Consider the following 25,455-nt stretch of genomic DNA (forward strand, 5'->3'; position numbering starts at 1 on the left):
ATTTTCGCTATAACAATACGCAGATTATTTCTCAAAACAACGTGACTTTGATATGATGCAAAGCACTTTTATCGCACAACTTTCATGATAAAATCAAAGCATAGTTACGCATACTGAGAAGGAATATTAACTCGTGTTATTAGATATAAAAGACACCCCTGATAAAGCTAAAAGAATTTTTGATAATTTAATTGATGTTTTTGAAGAGCAAAGTATTAATCCAACTCCGTTAAATTATTATGTTTGGTATGAATATTACAAAGGCGACAACCCTAAGTTTCGTCAAGAAATGGATGCCATATTACATGACCCGTTTGGCTATAACGACCGTGTTGGCCGACGTTTATATGATGAATTTCTAAGCGAAAACGATGATAAAGGTTCTGATTTTGATCGTGCCTTTAGACGCTTAATTGACCTTATGGTCAAAAAAATGAATATTTGGAGCCAAAAGTTAGAAACTCACACTCAAGAACTCGATGTCTGTACTAATAAACTTTCCGATCCCAACTTAAATGCTGATCAAGTTAAAGCGATTACTAACACCGTACTAAATGCGGCAACGGATATGCACCAAAGCAGTATCGCTTTTCAAGAAGAGATGAGTCAAAGCTCCGATGAGGTGAAAAAGTTAAGACAACAGCTTATAGAAGCTCGTGCAGAGGCCATGCAAGATGAACTCACTGAAATTGGTAACCGTAAAGCCTTTAATAACTCCATCAGAGAACTCATTCTAGATGCCAAGGATTCACCAGAAAACCTGTGTCTTATCCTTAGTGACATTGACCATTTCAAAAAATTCAATGATATTTATGGTCACTTAGTTGGCGATAGCGTATTGAGATACTACGCAAGCATTATGAAAAAAGATAAAGCCGACAATGAAACCATTTGTCGTTACGGTGGAGAAGAATTTGCCATATTGCTCGCCAATTCATCATTAGAAGAGGCTCAAGTCAGAGCAGAGAGCATTCGTAAAGCAATTGAATCAGCTCATTTAAAACGCAAAAACGAAGATAAGCCTATCTCAACCATAACAGCATCATTCGGTATTGCTAGTTTTAAAGGTGGCTCAGAAACGGAAGAAGAGTTTGTTGCTAGAGCAGATAAGGCACTCTATCAAGCAAAAGCATCTGGTAGAAACTGTATTATTTTAGAGACAGAACTAAAAGATACCGAGGAAAATGACGGTAAATAATTGCAAATTAACTAGGGCTTTTTCCTAGGGAGTTTTAATGTGAGTTAATCGTCAATTAACGAGCCAACTAACGTTAACTAATACCTTTTCTCGCATTGCTTTTGTCTGTAAATTTACGGTTTGTTTTCAACTTTAGGAGCCTTGATTAACAAGGTATCCACACCCAACTGACGCAATTCATTTCTTCGCTTATTCATAACTAAACGATCAGTAAATGGCCCTACCCTTAGGCGATAATAAGTTCTAACTTTTGTTTTTAAATTTGAAATTTCAACTTTTTGACCAAGACGAGCTAAACGCTTTTGCTCTTTTTTGGCAATCTCTTCCGAACCAAACGTTCCTGCCTGAATATAATACGGCTGCTCCAAAGCAACAGGGATAGGCTCCGCATCCACTACCACTTCCATTTGCCCTAAACCATCATAAAAGCTGTATTTTGGCTCTTCTTGAGTTGATGCTTGTTCAGGTTTATCTGGAGTAATTTTAACCGCTTCAACCACCACAGGCTTAGGCTGAAGTTTGGCAGAAACACCCTGAACCGACTCCACAGCTTTTTCCTTTATCTCTGTCGCCGTTGAAAATATTGACTTTTCAGTAACTTGATTCGACTTTACACCCTGAGAGGCAAAGTGTTGAGTGACAAAAAAGCCAATCAATAGGACAATCGAAACCAGAAAACCACCTGCCCATATCTTAGCAACAGAAGATTTACCTGATTGAACGGATTTGGGTGTAGCTTGAGACTTTCGCTGAAACGTTTGTTTGCGATGTTGTCCATGTCCGTGACGAAAATCTCTAGCCATTTACATTTTCTCTGGAGCGGAGACACCAATAATGGCTAAGCCATTTTGCAACACCTGCTGAACGGCAGAAATTAGTGTTAAACGAGCTTGACGAGTTATATCATCTTCTACAATAAACTGGCTTGCATTGTAATAAGAGTGCAAACCATGAGCCAAATCTTTTAAATAATAAGCAATTTGATGCGGTTCATAGACACCAGCAGCACGAGCGACTATCTCAGGGTACTTAGCTAACTCAGTAGCTAATTTTACCTCATGCTCGTTATCTAAACGTTCTATATTATCCAGGCCTACTTGAGCGTCAAACGTATAACCTTGTTGAATAGCTTGTTCCATGACTCGACAGATACGTGCATGAGCATACTGTATGTAATAGACAGGGTTCTCATTCGATTTAGACTTAGCCAAATCCAAATCAAAATCCATGTGCTGTTCAGATTTACGTTGCACATAAAAGAAACGTGCCGCATCACTTCCTACTTCTTCACGCAGCTCTCTTAGAGTTACAAACTGTCCACTACGAGTTGACATAGAGAGTTTTTCGCCACCACGATACAGTACAGCGAACTGTACCAATAATACTTTTAAAGCTTCAGAATCTGTACCCATTGCTTGCATTGCCGCTTTTACACGCGGTACATAACCATGGTGATCTGATCCCCAAATATCAATCAAAATATCAAAGCCACGCTCTAACTTATTAAAGTGGTAGGCAATATCTGAGGCAAAATAAGTTTTAATACCATTATCACGCACAACTACACGGTCTTTTTCATCACCATAATCCGTTGATTTAAACCACAGAGCTCCGCCTTTTTCATAGATTTTTCCTGACGCTTGGAGCTTTTCAATAGCCGCATCAATCACGCCAGAATCCATTAATGAACGTTCAGAAAACCACTCGTCAAAATTAACGTTAAAGCCAACTAAGTCTTCTTTAATATCACCCAAAATGGCATCAATGGCCGTTTTAAAAACCGCTTCATAATGTTTAGCACCCAACAGGTTTTTAGCTTTGACAATTAAATCGTCAATATGCTTTTCTTTATCGCCATTTTCTTGACCTTCGTCAGGGGTAATCCCAGCAAAAATTTCTGAAGCTGGCTTTTGTAAGGTAGAAGCAAATTCAGCCTGAAGAGTAGCGCAAATAGCGTAAATGTAATCCCCTTTATAACCGTTGCTTGGAAAGGCAAAAGCTTCACCGCACTGTTCTAAATAACGCAACCAAACTGAAGTCGCTAAAATATCCATCTGGCGACCAGCATCATTTACATAATATTCTTTGGCTACTTCAAAGCCAGCTACTTCAAGCAAATTAGCGACGCTCGCACCATAGGCAGCACCACGGCCATGACCTACGTGCAAAGGCCCTGTTGGGTTAGCAGAGACAAACTCAACTAAAACTGAACGACCTTGCCCTACATTGCATTTACCAAACTCTGATTTTTGATCTAATACTGTTTTTACTACTGCAAACTTGGCTGAATCATCCACAAAAAAGTTAATAAAACCAGGCCCTGCGATTTCTACTTTTTTTACAACACTTGAGTCCGCAGCAACTAAATCAACGATTTTCTGTGCTAGCTCTCTTGGCGGCATACCAGCTTGTTTGGTTAGCATCATCGCTAAATTAGTCGCAAAATCTCCATGAGATTTATCACGCGTATTTTCGACATTAATGCGTGGCGAAACATCTTCTGGAATAATGCCTTGTTGTTTTAACTGTTGAACCACATCAATCAAAATTTGCGCAATTTGCTGCTTCATGCGAACGTCTCTTTTAGTTGAACTCTATGCTTAAATAATGGCCAATCAGAGAAACTGAAACCAATTACCTAAATCAGAAAGATTAAATATTTTATAAAACCAGGTATTTTACTAAATTAAATTTAGTCAACGAGGATAATTTTAAATTACCAGGCCTGGTAATTTTGATTAGATAAATTTGCATCACTCAAAAAAACAAAAAAGCGAGTAAAACTACTCGCCTTTTCCATATTTTCATATTCTCATAGGCAACGGTTAACTAAAAAAGAGCTTATTCAGAGGCTGTTTTTTTAGTAGCTGGCTTTTTGGTTGTTGCTTTTTTAGCCGGTGCTTTTTTCGCAGCGGGTTTACGTGTTGTAGTTTTTTTGGCAGTAGGCTTCTTCGTTACGGCTTTTTTAGCTGGTGCTTTTTTGGCTGGTGCCTTTTTAGCAGCCGCCGCTCTCCCACGTTTTTTGGGCTCCGGCGCTTCATCCAAACGCTTTTGACACTCTTCTAAAGAGAGCTCAAGTGCATCTTCATCCTTAGCAATCTTGGCATTTTTCTTGGTAGTGACATCGGTAATGTATGGTCCCCATCTGCCTTTAAGAATCTTCACATCCGTACCAGTAAATGTTTTTACAATTTTATCAGCATCGGCCTGAATTTTATTTTCGATTAAGGCAACACACTCTTCTAAGGTAATGCTTAAAGGATCAAATCCTTTAATAGGTGCAAACATTTTAGGTCCATATTCTAAATACGGGCCAAACGGACCTTGTTTAGCAATAATCATTTGGCCTTTTTCTACACCAAATTCACTACCATCAACTGCTGTGGCCTTATAAGTTTCTGGCATCTCACCTACTTCACGAGGCAGTTTAAACAACTCTAAAGCTTCATCCATGGTCAGCAAGTCCATTTTTTGACCTGGCATCAAGCTAGCAAAAGTTGGCTTTTCATCATTTTCACCATCGCCAACTTGCACATAAGGCCCAAAACGACCGATTTTAACAAACATCGGTTTACCACTTTGCGGATGATTACCTAAAGAACGTGCTTGTCCAGCTTCTTCACGTGAAACATCTTCAGCGGCGACAACTCTTGGATGAAATTGACTATAAAACTCAGCCAACATCTGTTGCCACTGCATTTTTCCTTGTGCAATAACATCAAATTTATCTTCTACTTTTGCGGTGAACTGATAATCTAATACATCACCAAAATGCTTTGTTAAGAAATTGGTAACAATGCCAGCAATATCAGTTGGGAACAGTTTGTTTTTTTCCGTTCCAGCCATTTCAGTAAGGGTTTCAGCTTTTACCTCACCATCAGCCAAAGTAATTTGACGATACTCTCTTGGCTTACCTTCACGGTCCTCTTTAACCACATAACCACGTTGCTGAACCGTATCAATAGTAGGTGCATAAGTTGACGGACGACCTATACCCATTTCTTCAAGCGTACGTACCAAACTGGCTTCGTTATAACGAGCTGGAGGTCGGCTAAAACTCTGCCTTGCACCAAGTTCTGAAACATCTAACGCTTGGCCAATCGTCATAGGTGGTAATAAACCACCGTCGTCTTTAGAATCAAAGTCATATACTTTTAAGAAACCATCAAACGTAACTACTTCACCTTTTGCGGTAAGTTTGTCTTCGGGCAAGTTATCGATTCCAATATCTACAGTCGTTCTTTTCAACTGGGCATCGGCCATCTGTGAAGCAATCGCTCGACGCCAAATCAATTGATAAAGCCGTTGTTCATTACGCTCACCCGTTACATTCTCTACACCAAAATCGGTTGGACGAATCGCTTCGTGAGCCTCTTGTGCGTCTGCATTTTTAGTTTTAAAACGACGCGTATGACTGTATTGAGCACCGTAATCAGAGCTAATGACATTTTTAGCCTGTTCAATAGCTAACTCAGACAAATTGACTGAGTCAGTACGCATATAGGTTATTTTTCCAGATTCATATAAACGCTGAGCTACCATCATCGTTTGCTTAACAGAGAAGCCCAACTTAGAAGAGGCTTCTTGTTGTAAAGTCGAGGTAGTAAAAGGGGCTTTTGGCGTTCGTTTTGCTGGCTTCTCTTCAAGTGCAATAACAGATAGATTAGCTTTGGCTACTGCTTCTAAAAAAGCAGTAGCTTCTTCTTCTGTTGCAAACGTAGCGGTGCGTTTTACATCTAAAGCACCTACTTTTTGACCATTATTGTCCAGAAGATTTAAAACACCTTGTACACGGTATACAAAGTTTGATTCGTAGGCTTCTACTTCTCTTTCACGCTCGACAATTAGACGCACCGCAACAGATTGCACACGCCCTGCAGATAATCCTGTACGAATTTTTTTCCATAAAATAGGTGATAACTCAAACCCTACAATTCGGTCTAATACACGTCGTGCTTGTTGGGCATCTACCAAATCCAAATCTACAGTACGAGGTTCTGCAATAGCCGCTTGAATTGCTGGTTTAGTGATTTCATGAAAAACAATTCTTTTAGTGGTATTGATATCCAGCTTGAGAGCTTCTGCAAGGTGCCAAGCAATGGCTTCACCCTCGCGGTCCTCATCCGTTGCCAACCATACGGTCTCCGCAGTTTTTGCCAATTTACGAAGCTCTGCTACATTTTTCTTTTTATCTGTAGAAATTTCATAATTAGGAACAAACCCATTTTCAAGGTCTATCCCCATACCTTTCTTTTGAATATCACGAATATGTCCGTAGCTTGAGCGTACAGTAAAATCTTTACCTAAATATTTTTCAATTGTTTTTGCTTTAGCAGGGGACTCCACTATCACCAAGTTCGTCATATAATTTGCTCTAAATGTAAAAGGGTTACTAGATATTTAAATACGGTTATAAATTTCTCTTCTTTTTTAAGATGCATAATTTTAGAACGATTTGCAAACACTTATTTAATATTTATTTCTAATTTAGCAAACGGTTACATATATAAATGCTCCTATTTGCATAAATTAGCCATAAACTACGCTTTTTTACTCAAATTTTATTGGTATGATATTGTTTATGACAAAATAGGGTTTGCAATTTTCGATTACTGTATGCGACTCTACTTGCCTTTTTATCTCGACCGTTGGAAATTAAATGCCAAGTTTACAAAAAGCAAACACTGAAACAGACTCTAAGAATCTGCTCTTTATAGGTATAACACCAAGCCTTCAGCCAGCTATTAAAGCCTGTCTTAGTGTTCTTAACATTAACTTTGCTTTTTGTGACTCTCCAATCCAAGCCGTTAAACTTTTAAAAAGCCAAGTAACTACCAAGTTTTTCGCCTTTATTATTGATGAAAGCATCCTTGATAGAGATGACTTTGCAGTCTTTCAAAATTACCGCAAACAACCAGTTATTAATATCATTCCAATGATTTTACAGATCAACAGTTCAAACAACCTTAAAATGGTGCAAAAAGCCTTAGAGAGTGGTATCTATTTTTCACTCAACTACCCATATGATAGCTCTTTATTTAATGCGGTATTAACAGCAGCCAATCAAGGGTTTACTCAGCATTTAGAAGCCGCAAATCGCCTTACTAATTTTGAAAATATTCGTCCATTAACTCAAGAGGCAGTATTTCACGTTAGAGACATTAAAGATGCACAAACGGTTTCTTCTGTATTGGCGTTTATTACACCGGATCAAAAACGCGTTGCGATTGGACTTTTTGAACTCATTCTCAATGCAATTGAGCATGGTAACTTAAATATTGGCTATAAAGAAAAAACTCGTTTAACTTTTAATGCTGCTTTACAAAATGAGATTGAACGCCGTTTAAATTTACCTGAAAACCTTAAAAAATACGTAACCGTTAAAGTTAAAAGGCTTAAAAACCAATTGAGATTTACAATCAAAGACTGCGGAGATGGATTTAACTTTATGAACTATTTAGACTTTTCTGAAAATCGCGTTTTAGATCATCACGGTAGAGGCATTATGATTGCCAATCAATTAAGTTTTGACGAAATCAAATACCAAGACAATGGTTCAAAAGTGATTTGCAAAGTAAACTTATAAAACGAAGCAATAAGCCCTAATTGGGTTCTTTATTTATCTATTTAATTCTTCGCCAACGACCAGCAGACATCGCCTCAATTTCCCCTGAGAGTTCTAACAACATTAAATCACCCTGCAAACTCGAAACGGGCTGCTTGCTCAGGACCACTAGCTCATCCAAACTGGTTGGGTCATAACCAATAAACTCTAATAAACCTTTAACTTGCTTGCTATGCACTGGTTCATTAGTCAAAGAATGCAAACTCTCTTCACTGGATTGTAAATCCAAACTGTATTGTAAGTTAGCCGACAACTCCTCCAGCACATCCTGACCAGATTCCACTAATTTTGCACCTTGCTTAATCAATTGGTGGCAGCCTTTTGCCTGAGGATTATGAATAGAACCTGGTACTGCAAACACCTCCCTTCCCTGCTCTAAGGCAGTACGGGCGGTTATTAAGGAACCACTTTTTAAAGCGGCTTCGATAACCAAAGTACCGACACTCAAGCCACTGATTATGCGATTACGCCTCGGAAAATTGTAATTTAACGGTTTAGTTCCCAAAGTAAACTCTGAAATCATCACCCCTTCATCCACAATCTGATGACCCAATTTTTGGTTTGATGCGGGATATATTCGGTCTAATCCTGTTGCCACAACGGCAACCGTTTTACCAATTCCCAACAAGCCCCCTTTATGAGCGGCTGTATCAATACCCAGAGCTAACCCGCTAGTAATTGCTAACCCTTGATTCGATAAAAAATGTGCAAAATCTTTTGCGGTTTCTATCCCTTGCTTAGAAGCATGACGACTACCTACAATAGCTACCTGAGGATCGCTTAATAACTCAACATTACCACGCACACCTAACATGATTGGAGGATCATTAATCTCCTTAAGCTGCTGTGGAAACTGCTTATCTCCCAATGTTAACCAGGCCTGGTTATCTTGTTCTGCCCACAACATAGCCTCGTCCACCAATTGTTTATTATGATCACTCAATAAATCGTTAACTTGTTTATCGGTTAACAGCTCACGATTTTGCCAATCAGAGGGCGAACTTTGCAAAGCATTTTGCAAGCTACCAAAAGTGCTCTTAATCTCTTGCAACTGTTTAAAAGAAACATAACAAGAGTGAAAAGCAAGCATGGTGGGTAAATCGGCAAAATTTGACATAATCGGCTATAATAATTCGCAGTTATTTTATTGAAAGTATATACGACACCATGGAAAAACTCGATATCGTTCTCTATCCTGAGGCTGGACTTCGTGAAGTCTGTAAACCCATTGCTGAAATGAATGATGATATAGACAAACTCATCGATGATATGTTCTATACCATGTACGATGCTCCAGGCATAGGCTTGGCAGCACCGCAAATTGCTGTGCAAGAGCGTTTAATTGTGGTTGATATTTCAGAATCTAAAGATCAACCGATTGCATTAATTAACCCAGAAATCGTTCGCTCTGCAGGTAAAATTAATTGGGAAGAAGGTTGTTTATCTATTCCTGGCATTTACGCAACCGTTACTAGACCAAGCGACATCATTGTGCGTGGTATGAACCGCGATGGCAAGACAATTGAATTTGAAGCTAACGATTTATTAGCAGTATGTATTCAGCATGAAATTGACCACCTAAATGGCAAATTGTTTGTTGACCATCTTTCTGGTTTAAAACGCACCCGTGCGTTACAAAAATTTCGCAAATTAATGGAAGAAGAGCAAAACTAATTTATGAGCACGTCTGCAAACCCGCCGTTACGCATTATTTTTGCTGGCACACCCGATTTTTCTGTTGCTCCATTACAAACGTTAATTGACTCTCAGCATGAAGTAATTGCCGTTTACAGCCAGCCCGACCGACCTGCTGGTCGTGGCCGTAAACTTACCGCTAGCCCGGTTAAACAAGTTGCTTTAGAACATAATATTGCCGTTTATCAACCTGAATCACTTCGCAATCAAGAAGCCCAAGATGAGCTTAAGGCATTAAATGCCGACATTATGATTGTGGTAGCTTATGGTTTAATTTTGCCGCAAGTCGTTTTAGACATGCCCAAAATGGGGTGTTTAAACATTCACGCTTCTTTGCTACCTAGATGGCGTGGTGCCGCCCCCATTCAGCGAGCAATAGAAGCGGGTGATGACAAAACTGGGGTCACCATTATGCAGATGAATGCTGGCCTTGATACAGGTGATATGCTCTATAAAATAGAAACAGACATCACCCAAAATGATAATGCACAAGCCCTGCACGACCGACTAAGTCAAATGGGGTGTGATGCTCTCATGGCCACCTTAGATGGCTTACAAAATCAGAGCATAATTCCTGAAAAACAAGATGAATCACTCGTGACCTATGCAGAAAAAATGCATAAAGAAGAAGCTCAAATTCAGTGGACACAACCTGCACAAAAAATTATTCGTAAAATTCAAGCCTTTAACCCTTGGCCTGTCGCGTTTACACTTTATGAAGGTAAACCGTTACGCATTTGGCAAGCCCGTTTATTAACCGCAGATGAACAGGCACAGCAAGCACAATTAAACCCTGAAAATAATTTACCAGGCCTGGTAATTGGTTTAACCAAACAAGGTTTAATAGTGAACACGGCTGACCAACCTATTTGTATTGAGCTACTGCAACCTGCGGGTAAAAAAGCCATGAATGCCTATGACTTTGCACAGTCTCGTAATCTTAAAGGTTATCAATTTGCATGAGTAATCAATCGGCAAATCCATCTACTCAAAATAGTGCTTTAAATAGCCGTTTTATTGCATTAAAAATTTGCTTAACGGTGATTCAAAAAGGCCGATCTTTAAGCCAGAGCTTGCCAGAAGGTTTGGCACAATTTCAAGATCGTCGAGAGCGTGGCTTTACTCAAAACCTTGTGATAGGTACCTTACGTTGGCAAATGCGTTTAGAAGCGATTCGTGACCAACTATTAAAAAAGAAACTCAAAGAAAAAGATGAAGATATTAACCAACTTATTTTGCTAGGTTTATATCAAATCTTATATATGGAAACCCCTGAGCATGCGGCGGTTTCTGAAACCGTTGCGGTAGTCCAAAAGCTTAAAAAGCCTTGGGCAAAAGCCTTGGTTAATGGGGTATTACGTAACTTTTTAAGAGATCAAGAAAACATTTGTGCTGAGGCAGATTTAAAACCAGCTCAAAAATATTCTCACCCACAATGGTTGTTTAAAGCACTTCGCAAAGCCTACCCTGATGATTGGCAATCTATTATGCAAGCTAATAACGAGATTGCTCCGTTGACTTTAAGAGTAAACACCATTCAGCAAAGTCGCGATGCCTTCATTGAAAAACTGCAATCCCAAGATATTATCGCTAAACCACATGCAACCGCACCACAAGGCGTGGTATTAGAAACTAGCACCGATATTACCCAATTACCTACTTACGAAGAAGGTGGTTTTAGTGTGCAAGATGGTGCGGCTCAACAAGCGGCTAATATTTTGCAACCTAAAGCGGATGAACACATTTTGGATGCTTGTGCCGCTCCTGGCGGTAAAACCACTCATTTATTAGAACTATCCGCTAATAAAGCCAAAGTATTTGCCTTAGAAAAAGAACCCGAACGCATTGACCGTTTAGCGGAAAACTTACATCGTTTAGACTTGCAAGCAGACTACGCTGCGGGCGATGCATCTTGCCCAGAAGAGTGGTGGGATAACCAGTTATTTGACAAAATATTACTCGATGCTCCGTGTTCTGCAACTGGGATTATTCGCCGTCATCCCGATATTAAATGGCATAGAACGCCAGAAGACATTGAAACATTAGTCGAAACCCAAGCAAGCATTCTCAAAGCACTTTGGCCACTACTTAAACCAGGTGGAAAACTGCTTTATGCAACCTGCTCTGTTTTACCTGAAGAAAACACCTTACAGATGCAGGACTTTATTGAAAGCGAACCAACCGCTAAAGTTATTCCACTCAATTTAGAAGCCACCATCACGTTTGAAACTCCAGGTAATCAATATTTACCAGGCCGTTTTGCTATGGATGGCTTCTTTTATTGCTTGTTAGAAAAAAGCGAATAAACGATGAATAATTTTGCCTTTTTTGCTACTGTTAAAACGCATTACTGGCAAACTTTGGCTAAATTGGAGCCTCTTTTAGATTTATTTGGGCTAGGAGCTTTTAAGTTTTACTCATCTAAAAATCAGCTAGATCGCATCTTAAGAAAACTGAGAATACTGTTTTTTTGCATTTTACCAGGCCTGGTAATTTCGCCAATGACTTACGCTGAAAGCGTTATACCAGAGGCAAATCCTAATGCCCACAATAGCATTACCATCCTTCAGGTACAGGATTATCAAAAAAACAAACAACTCCTCATTGATTCAGAAAGTGTTTTCAATTTACCACCCAAGGTCATTGAAGCAATTCATCATGAAATCGCATTAAGTTTTAAAATCCAAATTGAACTCACTGAAAAAACCAATCTATTAGGGTTTAACTACCAACGCACACGTAATCTTATTAGTTACAACACCGATATTTATGCCTACGGCGTAAATCGAACGTATGCCCTCTATAACAACCGTAATCAAAAAGCAGAAAGCTTTAGAACCATTGATGAAGCCCTTACAACTTTAGCGACACTACAAGCGTTTCCAATAGCATCTCTTTCTGAATTACATCCAGAACAAATGTATACTTTACGAATGCGTATATCACTTGATTTTTGGAAACTACCTGCCCCGTTGTTACTTGAAGCATTATTAGCTCCATCAGTGTGGCAACTAGACAGCCAGTGGTATGAAACTACCCTACAAACCCCATTGAGTTGGCAATGAATTCATTTGGTCGTTATTTAAAACAATATGGTTTACTGACCCTACTATCTAGCTTATTGCTGTTGGCTTTGGTCATTATGAGTCAAACTTTGCAAAACGCCTCTAGTTTTGCAGATAGCTACTCAACCTTGCTGTTTTTTACCGTTGGTGGTGTAAGCTTATTACTCTTTTTCTTAGCCAAAACCCTATACCGTCTTTTTAAACAATATCGCAAAAGAGTTCCAGGAAGCAAAGTCACAGTACGTCTGACCTTCATCACCAGTTTATTGCTTGGAATTCCTACCGCAATTATCTTCTATTTCTCTTTGAGTTTTATTCAGCAAGGTATCAATCAATGGTTTGATGTTAAGACCGCAGTCGCCCTAGATAATGCCACTACTTTAGTAAGAACGACCTTAGATAACAAAACCCGTGAGAGTTTAAATATGACACTCTCTCTCTCTAAAGCTAACAGTACCTTGCTAATGACAGCCCCCAGTTTGGCGGTAAATGCTTTACGAGAACAACTCAATGCTCAAGAAGTCTCGCTGTACCACGTAAACCAACAGTTAATTGCCTTTAGTAGTGAATATGACACCGCCATTTTGCCAGAAACACCTGGCGACAATCTCTTTCAACAGATTCGTAACAATAAAACCTACGCCGCTCTAGAAAGCCGGCCCGGTGCTACCACTAAAGAGCAATTTATACGTGTCGTTGTCCCTTTTAACGACCTCACCATGAACACGCTTTATGCGTTACAAGTCATTTTTCCGGTACCAACGGATATCACTTTATTGGCCGAATCGGTAGGTACTGCATCTGGACAATATAAAGAGCTGAGTTACCTGAAAACACCATTAACAGCTAGTTTTATACTGATTCTATCCATGGTTTTATTATTAACCATCGTTACCGCTGTTTTGTTTACCATTCAGGCCGTACAAAACTTTACCAAACCTATTCGCACACTTGCCAAAGGAACAAGGGCAGTCTCTAAAGGAGATTACAGTGTAAAAATGAAGGTGCCAGAAAACGATGAATTTGGCGATTTAATTCAATCTTTTAACGACATGATTCAACGTATCGCTAAAGCCCGAAATGAGATCAAGCTCAGCCACCAGCAAACAGAAGTACAAAAACTTTATCTGCAAGCCATTATCACCAACCTTTCCAGTGGCGTTATTACCTTGGATATGCACTATCGTATCCGCACCATTAACGATGCCATTCAAGAGATTTTAAACACCGATTTTAATCGCCACATCGGCAAAAAACTGGTTGATGTGACTAGCCACGAAGACAGTGCTCACTTAAATGATTTGGTGAATCAAATTGTCCCTAAATTTTCAAAAAGCCCTGAGCCATTTTCTATGCAGGTCGATTTCTCTTGCAAAAAAGGCCAGAAAATCCTGTTGATTCATGGCTCTACTTTACCCAGCATTGATAAAAAAATAGGCGGTTACGTCATCGTTATTGACGATATTACCGAACTGGTTCAAGCACAAGTGCATGCCGCCTGGAGTGATGTTGCAAGGCGTTTAGCACATGAAATTAAAAACCCTCTTACACCAATACAACTATCTGCCGAGCGTTTAAAATTTAAGCTTCACAAAAAATTAGACGCCGACGATCAAGACCTACTTGGAAGAATGACCGAAACGATTATTGAACAAGTCTCAACCATGCAAAAACTGGTACAGGCATTTAGTGATTACGCCAACACTCCAGAAGTAGAACTGCATCCATCACAAATCAACACCTTAATCGCCAATATTACTGAAATGTACCGCGACCCAGATGCTAACTGGAAGGTATATGCTGAGTTGGATGAGAATTGCCCACAAATCATGGCCGACAACTCCCGTCTTAGACAGCTGCTACATAATCTCATTAAAAATGCGATTGAAGCTTGTGAAGAAGAGCCTAATACCAAAATAACCGTAAAAACGGCCTGTGACCAAGACAGTTTAATTTTATCGGTCTGTGACAATGGTCCTGGAATCCCTGAAACATCACAAAACTGGATATTTGAACCCTATGCTACAGATAAACCCAAAGGCACAGGTTTAGGTTTAGCGGTGGTGCGTAAAATTGTAGAAGAACATAATGGGCAAATTACATTAACTTCTTCACCCGAAAACGGAACCTGCTTTATAATTAAACTACAAGCTATTTCTAACCGAGGTATTTAAGTGAGCGTGCATGAAACCAGGTAAATTACTGATTGTTGATGACGAAAAAGATATTCGCAGTCTAATGGAAGAAATCTTTGTAGAAGAGGGTTACCAAGTTGAAACTGCTGCCAATGGGGTACAAGCACAAAAAGCTTGGAGAAGTTTTTTACCAGATGTGATTTTTTTGGATGTATGGATGCCCGATATTGACGGCATTTCTCTATTAAAACAGTTACAAGAAGAGCAGGTTTTAGATAATACCAAAGTTATTATGATGTCTGGTCACGGAACCATAGAAACGGCTATAGAAGCAACCAAGCTTGGGGCTTATGATTTTTTAGAAAAACCCCTTTCATTAGCCAAATTGATTGTTACCGCAGAGCGTGCCATAGAACACAATCATCTCAATCAAGAAAACCGCCAACTCAAACAAAAACAACCTGACCACTTTATGCCTATTGGTAAAAGTAAAGCGGTTATGCAACTGCGTGAAACCATTGAACGTCTTTCAAAATTTACCATGCCTATTTTAGTCACAGGTGAATCAGGAACGGGTAAACACCATTTTGCCGAAGCCTTACACAAAACCAGTACCCGTCAAAGTCTGCCTTATGCACAATATCACGCATTAGACTTTAACCATCTTTGCTTGCCTGAAAACTTGGAAAAACTCAAAAAAACATTACGAGAAGCACACCAAGGTTCAATGGTAATTAGTAATGTAGAGCAACTTTCAAAAGAAGCACAGGCACAACTATCCAACATTGTTTTAAATCAATGTTACCAAGTTGATGAAACCGCTGATGCCATTTGCATTGATATTCGAGTTATTGCCTTAACCAAGTGTGATTTAGAATCTGAAGTAGACAAAAATCATTTTAGAGAAGATTTATATCAACGCTTAAAAGTCATGCAAATTCATATACCTGCCCTTCGTCAACATACAGAAGACATTCCAGAATTAATCGAGTACTATGTTGACCACTTTGTGACATTTGAAGGTTTAGATTACCGACATTTTAGCGTCTCTTCACAAAACATTTTGCGTCAACATAACTGGCCCGGTAATTTAAAAGAGCTTAAAAACCATATTCAACGTCTCTTAATTTTAGGCAATGATGAAGTTACTGATGATGAAGTGAAAGAGCTTCTAACCAGTGCTCAAGCAACAAATAGTTTAGGTGAAGTCGTTGATACATCGCTCTCATTAAAAGAGGCTAAAGACAATTTTGAAGGCCGTTATTTAAGCCAACTATTACGTGAAACCAGTGGTAATGTATCTGAAACCGCTAAACGTTCAGGTGTAGATAGAACGAACCTATATCGTAAGTTAAAAGCATTAGGAATCGATCCAAAAAACCCACAATAATGGACCTTTCCAAAAAGTTCTTAGCAAAGTATTAAATTTAATTTATTAAATATTTGAGCAAATACAATTATGAATATTGTCATTTTAGGTGCCGGTCAAGTCGGCTCATCTCTGGCTGAATTGTTAGCCCAAGAAAACAATGATGTCACTGTTGTTGATCTTGACCGCTTACAACTTCAACGCCTGCAAGATCGTCTTGATATCAGAACCGTTGTTGGTCATGGTTCGCACCCAGATATTTTGATGCAAGCGGGTCTTGAAGATGCCGATATGTTAATCGCCGCTACTCAAAACGATGAAACCAATATCTTAGCCTGCTATTTTGCTCATAGCATGTATAAAACCGATAAAAAAATCGCCCGTGTACGTGGCCAGTCTTATCTTAAACACCCCGAACTTTTTGACCGCCAGTTCAACGCCAACGCCATTCCTATTGATGTTTTAATCAGCCCAGAATCTCTTGTTACTGACTATATTTTACAGTTAATTGAGTACCCCGGTTCTTTGCAGGTTATAGATTTTCACAATGGTAAGGTGCGATTAGTAGCCATGCGTGCTTACCCTGAGAGTATGTTAGTGGGCAAAGCGATTCGTAATCTTAGTGATACTCTACCAGGCAATATTAAAACCCGCATTGTTGCTCTATATCGCCAAAATCAAGTGGTCATGCCTACTGGTGATACCATTATTAAAGAGGGTGATGAAGTCTTCTTTTTAGCGGATTCCGCTCACACAACCACCATTGTTAACGAGCTACGTCGCAGTAAAGAACGGCCATCACGCCGAATTATGATTGCTGGTGGTGGCCATATTGGGTTTAACCTGGCACAAGCTTTAGAGAAAGATCATCAAGTAAAAATCATTGACCACAATATGCAACAAGCCCGAGAAGTGGCCGAACTATTAGACAACACCATTGTTATTCATGGCGATGTTTCTGACAAAGATTTGCTGCTTGAAGAAAACATTGATGAAATCGACCTGTTTGTGGCGGTAACAAATAGCGACGAGGCGAATATCATCTCAGGAATGCTCGCTAAAAAACTCGGTGTTCGCCGAGTGATTGCTTTGGTTAACAACCAATCTTATGTAGAGCTTATTCAAAGAAACAGTATTGATGTTGCCATCTCTGCCGACAGTATTACCACCAGCCATCTACTGCATTACACCCGTAAGGGGGACACGGTTAAAGTGGCTACTTTACGTAAAGGGGCTGCAGAAGCAATGGAAGTGATTGCCCATGGTAGTGAAAACAGCTCTGAAATTATTGGTAAAAAAATTGGCGAGATTAATTGGCCTAGTGACATTACTGTTGGTTGCATTATTCGTGATGAAAAAGTCATTATTGCCCATCGTGATTTAGAAATTCAAGCCGAAGACCACGCTATTTTGTTCTTAAGTAACCCAGAGAATGCCGCCGAAATTGCCAAGCTATTCTCACCAGAAACCAAACGTAGTTGGTTTGGACATTAAATGACACAGTTTACTAACCAAATCAGCCCAGCGTAAAGAATTACACTATGCATTCAAAAATTATTTTAAAAGTGTTTGGTCTTCTGTTAATGGTATACAGCATTAGTCTGCTACCACCTATTATGATTTCACTCTACTACCAAGATGGCGGCTTTTTTGCATTTTCAGAAGTCTTGCTTGGCGTACTTTTTACAGGCCTGGTCATTTGGTATCCCGTTAGAAACTATTCAAAAGAACTCAAAATACGTGATGGTTTTATTATTGTGGTCATGTTCTGGACGGTACTTGGTTTTGCAGGGGCACTGCCGTTTTATATCGATCAAAATGTGCCGCTCAGTTTAACCGATTCCATTTTTGAATCGTTTTCAGGTCTAACCACAACTGGGGCAACCGTTATTATTGGACTTGATGAACTGCCACACGCAGTACTTTGGTATCGCCAACAATTGCAATGGATGGGTGGCATGGGGATTATCGTATTAGCGGTAGCCATCTTACCGATGTTAGGTATCGGGGGCATGCAGCTTTATAGAGCCGAAACACCAGGCCCGGTAAAAGACACCAAAATTGCTCCAAGAATCTCAGAAACCGCTAAAGCCCTTTGGTATATCTATCTCGGATTAACCATAGTTTGTGCGGTCAGTTATTGGCTTGCAGGCATGAGCTGGTTTGATGCTTTTGGGCACAGCTTTTCAACCGTGGCAATTGGTGGATTTTCTACACATGACGCCAGTATTGGCTATTTTAATAACATCAATATAGAAATTATTACGATGATTTTTATGGTGTTATCAGGTATCAACTTTGCACTCCACTTTACAGCTTTTCGTCATTTAAGTCCCCGACCATACTTTTTTGACCCTGAATTTAAATCCTATGCAGGACTACTCATTGGTTCGGCCATTATTGTAGTCATTTACCTTTATGCAGAAGATATTTATCCAACCTGGCAAGAAGCCATTCGTTACGGACTCTTTCAGACCATATCTCTTGCAACAACCACAGGTTTTGCCAATGCCGACTTCTCAATCTGGCCTGGTTTTTTACCTATCATGCTTATTTTTATGAGTTTTATTGGTGGTAGTGCAGGTTCAACCGCAGGGGGAATGAAAGTTATTCGCTTTATCTTGCTATTCAAACAAGGTATGCGAGAGATCTCAGGGCTACTCCATCCAAATGCGATTATGCCCGTAAAACTAAGCGGAAAAACCATTCCGGAAAAAGTCATGACTGCAGTTTGGGGCTTTTTCTCCGTATATGTTTTTACCTTTGCAATTTTAATGCTTATTGTTATGGCACTTGGCGTTGACCAAGTTACCGCCTTCTCTGCCATAGCTGCCATGATGAACAATCTAGGCCCGGGTTTAGGTGATGTAGCCGCAAACTATCAATCAATGAGCGATCCTGTTAAATGGGTTCTCACCTTTGCCATGTTGCTGGGGCGTTTAGAAATATTTACCTTATTAGTACTGTTTACCGCCGCATTCTGGAGAAAATAACCATCACCAATGAGCCATAATACCGCTGAAAAATGGGACGCAAAATACGCCCAAGCCACTTTACAAACCTCTGCCAATCCCTGCTTTGTATTAAAAGAGCATAGTCGTTTATTGCCATTTAACGGCCAAGCATTAGATTTAGCGTGTGGGCTTGGCGGTAATGCTCGGTTTTTAGCCCAATGCGGCCTTAAAACCCATGCTTGGGATATTTCTGATAATGCCCTCACCGTTTTAAATAACTACGCCAGCCTTAATCATTTAGCTATTACTCCGCTAATAACTGATTTACAACAGATGATTTTGCCTTACCAGCAATTTGATGTCATTGTCGTCAGCCGTTACTTAGACCGTTCGCAATTTAAAGCTATTGAAGGTGCATTAAAACCAAAAGGTTTATTGTTTTACCAAACCTTTTTAGCCCCTGTGCAAGAAAATGCCCCACAAAATCCAGACTTTTACATTCAGCCCAATGAATTTAACCAGGCCTGGTCAAACCTAAAAACTCTGGTTTACGGTGAGGGCTGGTTACCTAGCGAAAACGCAACCGACTCAAATGATGGCGACGCCCCCAAACAGCGTTATGCTTGGTATGTTGGTTGTAAACGGTGAACAAAAAAACACCAATATCTGCATTTAATATTGGGCTGTTACTCGCCATTATTGGCACAGGCTTGTTCTCGCTTAAATCCATCTTTATTAAACTCGCCTATGCGCAAGGTCTAGATACTGACAGCGTGTTAATGCTACGCATGGCCATTGCCTTACCACTCTATTTAATCGTACTGGTCTATTTAACCAAACAGCAAAAAGTACCCAACAACTTATCGTCAAAACTATTAAAAATAACTTTTTTAGGCTTTATAGGTTATTACCTTTCATCCTGGTTTGATTTAAAAGGCCTTGAATACATTAGTGCTCAACTTGAACGATTAACTCTCTTTACCTACCCCATTATGGTCGCGATATTGGGTGCTATATTTTTTAAAACACCGCTAACACGTAAGATCATCATATCGTTAACCATAACTTACTCAGGTCTATTATTAGTGTTTTACAAAGAGTTATCACTAGAGGGTGATAACGTTATTTTAGGCACCCTTTTGGTTGCCTTAGCGGCACTTTCATTCTCGTTTTATGTGCTATTTGGTAAGCAAGAAATTCAAAAAATCGGCAGTGTTTGGTTTACTGGTTTAGCCATGAGTATTTCCAGTATTTTTGTGCTTATTCATTTTGCAATTTTTAATGATTTTAGCCACTTGACGGTTACACCAATGGCATGGATTTGGTTAGGATTATTAGCCGTATTTAGCACGGTAATTCCTAGCTTTATGATAAGCGAAGCCATCAATAAAATTGGCCCGGCCCAAACGGGAATCGTCGGTTCCTTAGGGCCAATAATGACCATGGGCTTAGCCATTTGGATACTCAATGAACCCTTTACCATCTGGCATGCAACGGGCATGTTATTAGTTATTGGCGGGGTTTCTTTTTTGAGCTACCGAAGCAAAAGCAAACGTGACTAATCACTTTTTTAAGCCAATAAATTACCCACTCTAAAAACGTATTACTACGTATTAAACTCGTGTATGATTTAAAACTTACATTAAAAAAACAAACCAAAATATAAGGTATTGGTATTTAAAGAACTTGCTAAATTGACAGGCTCATAACTCCAAGACCTAATAACAAGGCAATAGTGCCTTATACTAAATATTGGGCACATAACTATATAAAGCACGATTTATCATCAGCTTTAATGTGGAGAAAATATGACAAACAAAAAATCAGGGCGACATACATTTTCCTTTGACGGAGGAGAGAAACTTACCACAATCGGAGCCTCTTTCTTTGTTTCATATCTCTACCATCAATATGTTGATTCAAATCACAATAATTGGGCTTCGATAAAAACCCAGAAATCACGCATCAGTACTATCAGCAGAACAGAGAACTTTCACAAAAGCTGGTTAAATCACATAAAGAGTATGAATGATGCAAACCTTAATAAAAACACCCTAGGATTAGATGGTGTAACTATAAAAGAAATGGCTAAAGCCATAGATCGGTCATTATGAATACTTACAAATACAAGTCGCCTAACAATTCACTAAACCCTACCGCGCTAACGCGCAGCGGCTTAGCTTAAACGGTTAGGGCTCAAAATGAGATTTCGAAAATATGATTGAAATAGGAATAAATGGATTGATTAGATTTCTAAGCTATATCGCACCATTCATAATTCGACGTATGTACACTCAGGAACGACTTGCGTCAAAAGTCAAAATCATAGTTGGAAGTGAAGGTGATGGGGTATATATTCAGGCAGGCCAACTTCCTCGTGCACAAGTGTGGTTAGAAATAACAAATCTAACACCGTTCCCCATTGAACCAGACAGAGTAATTGTGAAACTTTCGTGCGGCCAAGAAATAGCCAAACTCACATTACTTGAGCGTAGAGTAATTCAGTCAACTGAGGAACAACGGTATTTGTTGGAACAGAATCTAACTTCATTTCAAGTAGACGCACTTAGAGAGCAAAGCGAAATTACTAAGGCACAACTTGAAATATATGGCTTCTTCCTGTCGAAGGTGCACAACTTTTCAATCATCAATAAATATATATCAACTAATAATGTTAGAGTTGTGAATCTTGGCCTAAATAAGCCCTAACAAACACATCAAGATCGTTCGCTCTCACTCACTGGGACGCCACTACTGGAAAACGGGACGCTACCCTTTTATTTCTGATATTCAATTGAGAAGCCTTTTTAATTTTGTTACTTTGCCTTTATTCCTCGTCATTGGCTTCCCGTTACTATTTTTACTTGCCTAAAAATAGTAACCACAAAAAGGGCACCCCGCTCCATATATTGGCAAGTTCTAAAACTCATTCACTGAAAACGCTGAACTCGCTTCGCTCAAACGAAGAACTTGGCTGTAGCGAAGCGGAGAGACAAGAAACAGCAGCGTTTTTTAATCGTTCTTTTCGTTAAGAACTTTGCACAATTTATTCCAAGGGGAATCTTGGCGTTTGAGGTTCGCTTTTCAGAATAACAATTAAATTTACCCTATGCTCATACTGTATTAATGGCCACAGGACGTGCCAGGTCTGGTAAATTACAAAGCCTAAGATAACAAGAATATCGAAATACGGAATTAACGTAGGAAAAGCTTCCCCTCTGTAAGAAATCGCTCTTTTACTTAGCGTAGGATGCGATTAAAAATTCCCATTGTTTGAGCGTAGCGAGTTATGGGAATTTCAGCAGACAAGCTTAGTAAAATCGGTTTCGTCAGCGGGGTTCGTTTTTTGGTTACTTTTTGCCGAATAGCAAAAAGTGACGGGAAGCCAGAGCCATTAAAATGAAAATCTATAAATATTAAAAAGGCTTCTCAATAATTACCAAAATCAATTATTTGAGTTTTACCAGGCCTGGTAAATTACAAAGCCCAAGGTAACAAGAATATCGAAAGAAAAAGAGAAAAAGGGGTCAGACCCCTTTTAAGATACTAAATTGCATGATAACTAACACTCTTAACAAGGCGCTCAAGCAAGGACGCGCTAACGTGTGCCGCTTAGTTTTATCGTTATGTAATAAGGAGAACCAACATGAAAACAGTCCCAATTGATGAGAAAACTGTCCTCGGTATCAGTGTTCGAACAAAGAACTCGGATGAAATGCAGCCTCAAACAGCAAAGATTGGAGAATTGTGGCAACAGTTTTATCAGGACATTGCCCCAAAATTACAAAACGGTGCGACTATTTTTGGTTTGTATTCCAATTATGAATCTGATGCGTCTGATGAATTTACTGTTATGGCTTGTTCCGATAAGGTAAATGAATCAGCAAGCAATGAATTAGAGCAATCCACAATCCAAAAGGGGAATTATCTAGTTTTTGAAGGTACAGGGGAAATGCCTCATGCTGTCATCAACACGTGGTCAAACATCTGGGATTACTTTTCCGCCGATACCCAAGAATATCAGAGGGCATATACAACGGACTTTGAATTATACAAAAGTCCAAATGAAATTGAGATTTATATTTCCGTCAAATAATTACATAACAATAACATCCAGCCGATCCAAAAACCGCTACCCTCAAACGAAGAACTTGGCTGAAGCGAAGCGGAGAGACAAGAAAGAGCAGCGTTTTTTAACCGTTCACTTCGTTAAGAACTCTGCACAATTTATTCCAAGGCGGATCTCTGGCGTTTGTGGCTGGCTTTTATATTTTTTACTTCAAAATAACCAGGCCTGGTATACATCAAAATCACAGCTCAAGATATTAGAAATTAGAAACTTAAAATATCGTAGTAAAACCTCCCTTTTGTAAGCAATCGTCATTTCACTTAGCGTAGCGGGCGTTAAAAGATTTCATTGTCCGAGCGGAGCGAGTTTTGAAATCTTAGCCAGCAAGCTTAGTGAAATAGTTTGTGTCAGCAGGGGGTCTTTTTTCTGGTTACTCTTTTTGGACAAGCAAAAAGAGTAACGGGAAGCCTAATAACTAAAACTAAAGATATATAGGTATATAAAAAGGCTTCTAAACAGCTTAGAAAAGCATTCAACTTTCAAATTTACCAGGCCTGGTAAAAATCAAATTCATTATCTATTCCTAGATTTATAAACAGGCATTTTAATTGTCTTTAATTATTCATTAATCCAAATGATTTGCCTTTACATCGCTTTTGTAGGCTGTAGTAAATAGTAAAAACAAGCTAAAAACAGTCAAAGTTTTGATACATATTGTTATAAAGATGAACTTAATCTGAATATGCATAAAATTTAATGATTGGCTATTAATTTAATTAATTTCTTGGCGTATAGTGAAATTGAGTTCGAAAAAAACTCATAGTTCTTTCTAATTTACGACATGACTTATTCATAGGAGAACGTTATGAAAAAACAATTCATTATATTACTTTTTGGTATTGCTTTTAATTCAGCTGCTTTTGCTCAAGATATCATAAGCCCTGGAAACACTAAAAATACGGTATTAGAAGATCAAAGCCCGGTGAATGTAAAAGGATCTGGTGCTGCAATGGAACAAGGTTTTAACAGTTGGGGAAAAAGCGAAGTTACTACTGGTGGCCCTGGCGGACAAGTTCTTGAAGGTGAAGTAAAAGCTTGGGATAAAACCTACGATAAAATAAATAACAAACCAGCGAAATAAACGATGTTATTGAGAGGCTTTTTGATTTGATTCTGCAATTGATATATCAATAAATGGCTTCTCAACAACACCATTCATTCTTTTTCAAAATTAGCCCCTCTCCATAGCCTTGATAGGGTACGCTAAAATCTTTTTTAAAAGTGTAGCAGTTGCTACATTTTCTGCGTAAAATAGTTTAATTCTTTCAATTTAACGATCCAAAAACACCTAAATAAAATGCCAAACCAATCTCTTTTTCAAATTTCTCTTTTTACTTTTTTTTCAATTGTGGCGTTTTCTGCTAACGCGGTCATTTGTCGCTGGGCCTTAGATCATCAGTTAATTGATCCTATGAGTTTTACGAGTTTACGATTAGGTTCGGCAGCATTGGTTTTATTTGTGGTGATGGCTTGGTTTTCAGTACGTAAAGCCAAAAAGCAAAACAAGGGGTTATCTCAACCTGCAAAACCCATCAGTAAAGGTAGTTGGAAAGCCGCAATCATCTTGTTTATTTACACTATTACCTTTTCTTACGGCTATGTTTCTATTAGTACCGCAACTGGAGCGCTGTTGTTGGCTGGAGTCGTGCAGCTAACGATCTTGGGCCACGCGGTGCGTAACGGTGAAAAATTGCATCTAGCAGAATGGATTGGTGTGGCACTCGCGTTAATGGGTTTACTGTATTTAGTTTATCCAAAACTCGCCACTCCCTCTTGGTGGGGATTAGTGATGATGACTATTTCAGCCTACACTTGGGGGCTTTACACCATTAACGGACGTAAATCCGTTAACCCATTAGCCGACAGTGCCTTTAACTTTTATCGCACCTTACCAATGGTGGCCATCGCTAGTTTGTTGATTTTATCGTTTACCGAACACGCCTTTATTACTCCAAAAGGATTTGTTTTGGCGATTATTTCTGGTGGCGTAACCACAGGTTTGGGCTATATTTTGTGGTACACCGCCTTACCTAAAATTTCATCCAGCATGGCATCAGCATCGCAATTACTGGTACCACTCTTTGCGGCATTTGGTGCTATATGGTTAATCAACGAACCGATTAATCTAACTTTTATGATTGCGGCTGCGTTAATGCTGAGCGGTTTAGGTTTGGTCGTACATGGACGTAATCAGCACCGAAAATCAGCACATAAAATCGCTTAAATTTAATTTACCCTGTGCTGACAAATCTATATTAACAACAGAGAATACCAGGCCTGGTAAA

Annotated in this window: 21 protein-coding genes; 17 read left to right on the forward strand and 4 right to left on the reverse strand. The window is 39.2% G+C overall.

The window, feature by feature from the left end:
* Positions 1-133 precede the first annotated feature (133 nt).
* The gene (locus ACORJQ_RS00460) at positions 134-1,198 is read left to right on the forward strand and encodes a GGDEF domain-containing protein (RefSeq protein WP_321325026.1); all 1,065 of its coding nucleotides are present in this window, start codon (positions 134-136) and stop codon (positions 1,196-1,198) included.
* Between the two features lie 113 nt (positions 1,199-1,311).
* Here ACORJQ_RS00460 and ACORJQ_RS00465 read toward each other — a convergent pair whose 3' ends face one another.
* The 3 genes from ACORJQ_RS00465 to topA all read right to left on the reverse strand — a co-directional run bounded on the left by ACORJQ_RS00465 (position 1,312) and on the right by topA (position 6,562).
* Positions 1,312-2,001 (reverse strand): SPOR domain-containing protein, encoded by a 690-nt coding sequence (locus ACORJQ_RS00465; protein WP_321325027.1) that lies wholly within the window; start codon positions 1,999-2,001, stop codon positions 1,312-1,314.
* Positions 2,002-3,768: an arginine--tRNA ligase gene (argS, locus tag ACORJQ_RS00470; RefSeq protein ID WP_321325028.1), complete on the reverse strand. Its 1,767-nt coding sequence runs from the start codon at positions 3,766-3,768 to the stop codon at positions 2,002-2,004.
* A gap of 271 nt (positions 3,769-4,039) precedes the next feature.
* Positions 4,040-6,562 (reverse strand): type I DNA topoisomerase, encoded by a 2,523-nt coding sequence (gene topA / locus ACORJQ_RS00475; RefSeq protein ID WP_321325029.1) that lies wholly within the window; start codon positions 6,560-6,562, stop codon positions 4,040-4,042.
* A 295-nt stretch (positions 6,563-6,857) separates the two neighbouring features.
* Here topA and ACORJQ_RS00480 point away from each other — a divergent pair, with 295 nt between their 5' ends.
* Entirely contained in the window at positions 6,858-7,784 is a 927-nt protein-coding gene (locus tag ACORJQ_RS00480) for an ATP-binding protein (RefSeq protein ID WP_321325030.1), read from the forward strand.
* A 37-nt stretch (positions 7,785-7,821) separates the two neighbouring features.
* Here the strand turns inward: ACORJQ_RS00480 and dprA are convergent, their stop codons facing one another.
* Positions 7,822-8,940, reverse strand: coding sequence for a DNA-processing protein DprA (dprA, locus tag ACORJQ_RS00485; protein ID WP_321325031.1), 1,119 nt, complete (start codon positions 8,938-8,940; stop codon positions 7,822-7,824).
* A 50-nt stretch (positions 8,941-8,990) separates the two neighbouring features.
* Here dprA and def point away from each other — a divergent pair, with 50 nt between their 5' ends.
* The 15 genes from def (at position 8,991) to ACORJQ_RS00560 (ending at position 25,394) form a co-directional block, all read left to right on the forward strand.
* Positions 8,991-9,497, forward strand: a complete 507-nt coding sequence (gene def / locus ACORJQ_RS00490; protein WP_321325032.1) for a peptide deformylase — start codon at positions 8,991-8,993, stop codon at positions 9,495-9,497.
* Between the two features lie 3 nt (positions 9,498-9,500).
* Positions 9,501-10,481 carry a methionyl-tRNA formyltransferase gene (gene fmt / locus ACORJQ_RS00495; protein ID WP_321325033.1) on the forward strand — a complete coding sequence of 327 codons (981 nt, stop codon included), beginning with the start codon at positions 9,501-9,503 and terminating at the stop codon, positions 10,479-10,481.
* Positions 10,478-11,824 carry a 16S rRNA (cytosine(967)-C(5))-methyltransferase RsmB gene (rsmB, locus tag ACORJQ_RS00500; RefSeq protein ID WP_321325035.1) on the forward strand — a complete coding sequence of 449 codons (1,347 nt, stop codon included), beginning with the start codon at positions 10,478-10,480 and terminating at the stop codon, positions 11,822-11,824. The genes fmt and rsmB overlap by 4 nt, the downstream gene beginning before the upstream one ends.
* A gap of 3 nt (positions 11,825-11,827) precedes the next feature.
* The gene (locus ACORJQ_RS00505) at positions 11,828-12,583 is read left to right on the forward strand and encodes a DUF4390 domain-containing protein (RefSeq protein WP_321325036.1); all 756 of its coding nucleotides are present in this window, start codon (positions 11,828-11,830) and stop codon (positions 12,581-12,583) included.
* On the forward strand, positions 12,580-14,757 hold the full coding sequence (locus ACORJQ_RS00510) for a HAMP domain-containing sensor histidine kinase (protein WP_321325037.1): 2,178 nt from the start codon (positions 12,580-12,582) through the stop codon (positions 14,755-14,757). Before ACORJQ_RS00505 ends, ACORJQ_RS00510 begins: the two co-directional genes overlap by 4 nt.
* Positions 14,758-14,767: 10 nt before the next feature.
* Positions 14,768-16,108 carry a sigma-54-dependent transcriptional regulator gene (locus ACORJQ_RS00515; RefSeq protein WP_321325039.1) on the forward strand — a complete coding sequence of 447 codons (1,341 nt, stop codon included), beginning with the start codon at positions 14,768-14,770 and terminating at the stop codon, positions 16,106-16,108.
* Positions 16,109-16,177: 69 nt separating this feature from the next.
* Complete coding sequence (gene trkA / locus ACORJQ_RS00520) at positions 16,178-17,581, forward strand: Trk system potassium transporter TrkA (protein WP_321325041.1); 1,404 nt, start codon at positions 16,178-16,180, stop codon at positions 17,579-17,581.
* Positions 17,582-17,628: 47 nt separating this feature from the next.
* Entirely contained in the window at positions 17,629-19,080 is a 1,452-nt protein-coding gene (locus ACORJQ_RS00525; protein WP_321325042.1) for a TrkH family potassium uptake protein, read from the forward strand.
* Between the two features lie 9 nt (positions 19,081-19,089).
* Complete coding sequence (locus ACORJQ_RS00530; RefSeq protein ID WP_321325044.1) at positions 19,090-19,689, forward strand: class I SAM-dependent methyltransferase; 600 nt, start codon at positions 19,090-19,092, stop codon at positions 19,687-19,689.
* Positions 19,686-20,603 carry a DMT family transporter gene (locus ACORJQ_RS00535; RefSeq protein WP_321325046.1) on the forward strand — a complete coding sequence of 306 codons (918 nt, stop codon included), beginning with the start codon at positions 19,686-19,688 and terminating at the stop codon, positions 20,601-20,603. The genes ACORJQ_RS00530 and ACORJQ_RS00535 overlap by 4 nt, the downstream gene beginning before the upstream one ends.
* 246 nt (positions 20,604-20,849) lie before the next feature.
* Entirely contained in the window at positions 20,850-21,155 is a 306-nt protein-coding gene (locus ACORJQ_RS00540) for a hypothetical protein (protein WP_321325048.1), read from the forward strand.
* 103 nt (positions 21,156-21,258) lie between these two features.
* Positions 21,259-21,750 carry a hypothetical protein gene (locus tag ACORJQ_RS00545; protein WP_321325050.1) on the forward strand — a complete coding sequence of 164 codons (492 nt, stop codon included), beginning with the start codon at positions 21,259-21,261 and terminating at the stop codon, positions 21,748-21,750.
* A 937-nt stretch (positions 21,751-22,687) separates the two neighbouring features.
* Positions 22,688-23,137: a GyrI-like domain-containing protein gene (locus ACORJQ_RS00550; protein WP_321325052.1), complete on the forward strand. Its 450-nt coding sequence runs from the start codon at positions 22,688-22,690 to the stop codon at positions 23,135-23,137.
* A gap of 838 nt (positions 23,138-23,975) precedes the next feature.
* The gene (locus ACORJQ_RS00555) at positions 23,976-24,251 is read left to right on the forward strand and encodes a hypothetical protein (RefSeq protein WP_321325054.1); all 276 of its coding nucleotides are present in this window, start codon (positions 23,976-23,978) and stop codon (positions 24,249-24,251) included.
* 216 nt (positions 24,252-24,467) lie between these two features.
* Positions 24,468-25,394: a DMT family transporter gene (locus tag ACORJQ_RS00560; RefSeq protein ID WP_321325055.1), complete on the forward strand. Its 927-nt coding sequence runs from the start codon at positions 24,468-24,470 to the stop codon at positions 25,392-25,394.
* Positions 25,395-25,455 lie beyond the last annotated feature (61 nt).

Source organism: Thiomicrorhabdus sp. (assembly GCF_963662555.1).
In the GTDB taxonomy this organism is placed as follows: domain Bacteria; phylum Pseudomonadota; class Gammaproteobacteria; order Thiomicrospirales; family Thiomicrospiraceae; genus Thiomicrorhabdus.